At 44.9% G+C, this 5,904-nt stretch carries 5 protein-coding genes; 1 reads left to right on the forward strand and 4 read right to left on the reverse strand.

Annotation, left to right across the window (positions count from 1 at the left end; translation table 11 throughout):
- Nucleotides 1–146 precede the first annotated feature (146 nt).
- Together ACVA54_RS19405 and ACVA54_RS19410 are read right to left on the reverse strand one after the other, a co-directional pair.
- Nucleotides 147–569 (reverse strand): DUF805 domain-containing protein, encoded by a 423-nt coding sequence (locus ACVA54_RS19405; RefSeq protein ID WP_446609284.1) that lies wholly within the window; start codon nt 567–569, stop codon nt 147–149.
- 444 nt (nt 570–1,013) lie between these two features.
- Nucleotides 1,014–1,361 carry a 5-carboxymethyl-2-hydroxymuconate Delta-isomerase gene (locus ACVA54_RS19410; RefSeq protein WP_099080001.1) on the reverse strand — a complete coding sequence of 116 codons (348 nt, stop codon included), beginning with the start codon at nt 1,359–1,361 and terminating at the stop codon, nt 1,014–1,016.
- A gap of 270 nt (nt 1,362–1,631) precedes the next feature.
- Here ACVA54_RS19410 and tpiA point away from each other — a divergent pair, with 270 nt between their 5' ends.
- On the forward strand, nt 1,632–2,402 hold the full coding sequence (gene tpiA, locus ACVA54_RS19415; RefSeq protein WP_446640273.1) for a triose-phosphate isomerase: 771 nt from the start codon (nt 1,632–1,634) through the stop codon (nt 2,400–2,402).
- Nucleotides 2,403–3,217: 815 nt separating this feature from the next.
- Here the strand turns inward: tpiA and ACVA54_RS19420 are convergent.
- Together ACVA54_RS19420 and ACVA54_RS19425 are read right to left on the reverse strand one after the other, a co-directional pair.
- Nucleotides 3,218–4,222 (reverse strand): NAD-dependent epimerase, encoded by a 1,005-nt coding sequence (locus ACVA54_RS19420; RefSeq protein ID WP_446642767.1) that lies wholly within the window; start codon nt 4,220–4,222, stop codon nt 3,218–3,220.
- A gap of 66 nt (nt 4,223–4,288) precedes the next feature.
- Nucleotides 4,289–5,455, reverse strand: a complete 1,167-nt coding sequence (locus tag ACVA54_RS19425) for a nucleotide sugar dehydrogenase (protein ID WP_446649879.1) — start codon at nt 5,453–5,455, stop codon at nt 4,289–4,291.
- Nucleotides 5,456–5,904 lie beyond the last annotated feature (449 nt).

Raw genomic sequence — 5,904 nt, forward strand, 5'->3', positions numbered from 1 at the left:
TTTTCCGCTCATGATAACACCTCATAGTTTATTGAATTATATAACTATTAAGTGTCTAGTGAAGTGGGGTCTTACCAGGGTGCGTCATTCTCGCGAGCCCCAGCGAGACTAAGAATCTACTTTCAGCGAATCGATAGTTCTAGAACTTATTCCGGCTCTGGCCCGTATTTATTCTGACCAACCGTTCCTTTCAAAAATCCACATTCCACCAGGATCCATAAACCACAGATCAACGAAAGAGAAGCAATAAACACTTGTGGCATTGATGGCTCTTGAGCAGCCGGATTCGTCATCGGCGTGGCAATACGGCCAATGACCAGAGGAATATTCAACGCTAACCAATAGATCGACTTGTTACGGTCATGCCAACGCTTGGTCGTAATCGCTAAATCTGGAATAAGTAAGGCAAGCAAAAAAACAGGCAGAATGATGTAAGAAAATGCAGGAAGCAACTTGTTGATGCCCACGCCAAAACCGAGAATCGAAATGTAGTAAACAATGTTCCACATCCAATACGTTTTACGGCCTATCCGCCCCTGAAAAGAAAACAGTAACTCTTTAATCAACATCAACTTTCATCCAAAAACTAGAAAGACTATAGAGTAGCGAAGAGCAGAATAAAGGGCAAAGAAAAGGTTATAGAGCCTAGGGTCCTAGATCCTAGGAAGAACGTGCTAGACGTTTGTGCATTTCATCGGTTCTTGAGAAAGTGGCTGGAATACCGAATACGGAGCGCTTCGCTTACGGAATACTGCAAAGCACGCGTCAAGCTATCTCGTCATTCTAGCAAGCCCCAGCGAGACTAAGAATCTAACTTCAGCAAGCACCTCGCCTTCACATCTCACCTCAAGCCACAGAATCAACGGACAATAGATTCTGAATCACGTTCGTTCCTCACTGTTCAGAATGACAGTATTTGTCTTCTAACCGGAAACAACGTTTGCGCGTAATCCGTAATCCAAGATTTAGAACCCAGAATCCTAGGATCTATCTTTTAACCCTAGGACCTTTTATCAATTCACCACTTTTTGAAAGCTCTCAATATCCATATCGCGCACGTTCACTGTCAAACTACGCACGTGGCTGGCTTGTGCTTGCAATACTGACATCAATGCCCGAGACAACTCTCTTTTTTGCTCCGGGGTTCTCCCTGCCAGCAAATCAAAGCCAATATGAATAAAGTCTGCGCTGTTCCCCTCTTCACCAACTAACCAGTCGTGGCACTCAAAAGCACGAGATTTGACTGAGGCCAACTCAAACAAACCGCTATCCAATGCGACTTTATGCAAATCTTCTAGCAAACCTTGTACATTCACTCGCTCATCGACAGAACTTGAATACTCTAAAACTAAGTTAGGCATGTTGATTCCTTTCTAGATACTACCCACATCAAGTGATAGTAATACCAATCTAGGCGGCAATTTCCGAGAAATGAACTATCATTCTGTCTACACGATCACCAATCGATTGCGATTGATGACATTAACAGCACCATTGCACCTCCAACCAGCGATATAAAGCCGTAGAAGACATGACGCCAATCATGATCTATTCACATTATTCTGTTATATTCTTACGTAGATTTTTTACATTAATAGACTTTTTACATTAAAGATAAGGGAGATATTCCTATGCGTCGTCCTGTAGTGATGGGTAACTGGAAACTAAACGGTAGCAAAGCAATGGTAAGTGAGCTACTAACTGGTCTTAACGCTGAGCTTGAAGGCGTAGAAGGTGTTGACGTAGCAGTAGCGCCACCAGCACTTTACATCGACCTAGCAGAGCGTCTAATCGCAGAAGGCGGTAACAAGATCATCCTAGGTGCGCAAAACACTGACCTAAACAACAGCGGTGCGTTCACTGGCGACATGTCTCCTGCAATGCTGAAAGATTTCGGTGCTTCTCACATCATCATCGGCCACTCTGAGCGTCGTGAATACCACAACGAATCAGACGAGTTCATCGCGAAGAAATTCAACTTCCTAAAAGAAAACGGCCTAACGCCTGTTTTCTGTATCGGCGAATCTGAAGCGCAAAACGAAGCGGGCGAAACAGAAGCAGTATGTGCACGTCAAATCAACGCAGTGATCGACACTTACGGTGTTGAAGCACTAAACGGCGCAATCATCGCTTACGAACCAATCTGGGCTATCGGCACTGGTAAAGCAGCAACCGCTGAAGATGCACAACGCATCCACGCTTCTATCCGCGCACTGATCGCAGAGAAAGACGCAGCGGTAGCTGAGCAAGTAATCATCCAATACGGCGGCTCTGTTAAGCCAGAAAACGCTGAAGCTTACTTCTCTCAACCAGACATCGACGGTGCACTTGTTGGTGGCGCAGCACTAGATGCAAAAGGCTTCGCAGCAATCGCTCGTGCAGCGGCGGCAGCTAAAGCTTAATTTATCTCGCAATAGACGATAAATAATCGAAAGGCCGATGTGAAAACATCGGCCTTTTTGGTTTTTAAGAAAGTGAGAGGTTCTAGGTTCTAGGTCCTAGGTGGAGCACGTGAGACGTTTGTGCATTTCAATAAGTTTTGAGAAAGTGACTGGAATACCGAATACGCAGCGCTTCGCTTACGGAATACAGGAAAGCACACATCAAGCTATCTCGTCATTCCTGCGAGCCAAAGCGAGACTAGGAGTCTTTCATCAACAAACCGTTGGTTCAAAATCGCGCCTTCAACCAACGCTCTCTTTGTGGGTAGATTCAAAATCACGTTCATCCCTCACTGTTCAGAATGACGGTTATTTTAGCTCCCCTTAAATATGAGGGTGCGTCATTCTAGCGAGCCTTAGCGAGACTAAGAATCTAACTTCAGCAAGCACCTAGCCTTCACACCTCACCTCAAGCCACAGAATCAACGGACAATAGATTCTGAATCACGTTCATCCCTCACTGTTCAGAATGACGGTTATTTTAGCTCCCCTTAAATATGAGAGTGCGTCATTCTAGCGAGCCCTAGCGAGACTAAGAATCTAACTTCAGCAAGCACCTAGCCTTCACACCTAACCTCAAGCCACATAATCAACGGACAATAGATTCTGAATCACGTTCGTTCCTCACTGTTCAGAATGACGGTTATTTTAGCTCCCCTTAAATATGAGGGTGCGTCATTCCAGCGAGCCTTAGCGAGACTAGGAATCTATTACCCACACGCGGTGTAGCCTCAACTCATCACCTTCGCGGCCTCAAGCTCGGCCCTTTCATTTCCCTACTTCCCATAAAAATCCTTATACCAAGCCACAAATTCCGCAACGCCCTCTTTCACCGTCACTTTCGGCTTATAACCCGTGGCAGCAAACAGATCTTCCGTATCTGCATAAGTTTGGTATACATCACCTGGCTGCATTTCACGGAAGTTCTTCTTCGCTTCAATATCCAACTCATCTTCAATCGCTTTAACGAAGTCCATCAAATTGATCGGTGAACCGTGGCCAATGTTATACACCGCGTACGGAGCAGAGCTACTTGCTGGTGTACCAGTCTCAACCGTCCAAGCCTCATCTTTTTGAGGGATCACATCCGCGATACGCACCACCCCTTCCACGATGTCATCCACATGGGTGAAATCCCGCCACATATCGCCGTTGTTATTGATATCGATGGTGTCACCATCCAGGATCTTCTTGGTAAAAATAAATGGTGCCATGTCTGGGCGGCCCCAAGAACCGTACACAGTAAAAAAGCGTAAGCCTGTGGTCGGAATATCATAAAGATGAGAGTAGCTGTGCGCCATCAACTCATTCGACTTCTTGGTGGCAGCATACAACGACACTGGGTGATCAACACTGTCTGAAGTGGCAAATGGCACTTTAGCATTCAAGCCATACACGGAACTGGAAGACGCATACACCAAGTGTTGCACCTGGTTCTGACGGCATCCCTCAAGAATATTCAGATGACCAACTAAGTTCGAGTCAGCATAAGCGTGCGGATTCTCTAATGAATAACGAACGCCTGCTTGTGCGGCTAAATGAATGACTCGATCAAACTTTTCTGCAGCGAATAATTGCGCCATTGCTTCGCGATCTGCGATATCCACATTTACGAACTTAAACAATGGATTTTCAATGCGGGCTAATCGAGCGTATTTTAGGTTCACATCGTAGTAATCGTTCAGGTTATCAATACCAACAACCTCATGACCTGCTGCATTAAGCTTTTCTGCGGTCGCGCTACCAATAAAGCCTGCCGCACCTGTTACTAAATACTTCATTATAAATAAGCCTTTAAAGATAAAGGCCAGTCACTGATGAACTGGCCTTGGTTATTCTAAATAATATTAATCACTACCAAATAAATCGCGGGTGTAAACTTTGTTAGCAACATCAGCTAGCTCTTCAACCATACGGTTAGATACGATCACATCCGCCGTTTGTTTAAACTCGTTTAAATCTTGAATAACGCGTGAATTAAAGAACTCTTGCTCTTTAAGTACTGGCTCATACACCACTACTTCAATCCCTTTGGCTTTAATGCGTTTCATGATGCCTTGGATAGAAGAGGCGCGGAAGTTGTCTGATCCCGCCTTCATGATCAAACGATAAATACCCACCACTTTAGGTTGACGCTTAATAATAGAATCCGCCACAAAATCCTTACGCGTGCGGTTTGCATCTACAATCGCACCAATAATGTTATTTGGTACTTCTTGGTAGTTAGCAAGAAGCTGCTTGGTATCTTTCGGCAAACAGTAACCGCCGTAACCAAATGATGGGTTGTTATAGTGATTACCAATACGTGGGTCTAAACCAACACCCTCAATGATTTGGCGCGCATCCAAGCCATGCGCTTCGGCGTAAGAGTCCAACTCATTAAAGTACGCCACACGCATCGCTAAGTAAGTATTAGAGAACAGTTTGACCGCTTCTGCCTCCGTCGAGTCCGTAAACAGGACTTGAATGTCCTCTTTTATTGCGCCTTCGACCAACAAACCAGCGAACATTTCTGCACGCTCACTGCGCTCACCGACAATCACGCGTGATGGGTAAAGGTTATCGTACAGCGCTTTGCCTTCACGCAAGAACTCAGGAGAGAACAAGATATTCTCACAGTTCATCTCTTGTTTGATACGCGCGGTATAACCAACTGGCACAGTTGATTTGATCACCATCACCGCATCTGGATTAATCGCCATCACGTCTTTGATTACGGCTTCGACTGACGAGGTATTAAAGTAGTTGGTTGTTGGATCGTAATCGGTTGGTGTCGCAATCACCACATAGTCGGCACCATGGTATGCCAGCGCTTTGTCTGTCGTGGCAACAAAGTTTAGTGTTTTATTGGCAAGAAAGTACTCAATCTCTGCATCCACAATTGGCGATTGCTTGTTATTTAGCAATTCGACTTTTTCTGGGATGATATCAACTGCGACCACTTCATGATTTTGAGCTAACAACATCGCGTTAGAAAGCCCTACATAGCCGGTCCCCGCCACTGCGATTTTCATAGGTTAATCCTTCAATTTATTTTTTCCAGAGAATAGCAGAGTTTGTAGTAAAGATCCTAGGGTATAGGTCCTATACCCTAGGTCCTAGAAAGAGTTTGTTGGGCGTTTGGGTATTTCAATGGCTTTTGAGGAAGTTAATTTGAATACGGACTACGGAGCGCTTCGCTTACGGAAACACACAACGGCGTCATTCCAGCGAGCCACAGCGAGACTAGGAATCTACTACCCACACGCAATTTAATCTCAGATTATCACCTTAACCCTTTCAAAAGCGGTCAGTAGATTCTGAATCACGTTCGTGCCTCACTATTCAGAATGACGATATTATATAGACATGATTTCCGTGACTGAAACACGTCATTCCAGCGAGCAATAGCGAGACTAGGAATCTATTATCAGCGTACTGATTCATTTCGATAAACACCTTAGTAGAATCACTCTCTTTGAGT

The organism is Vibrio sp. PNB23_22_6, assembly GCF_052877535.1.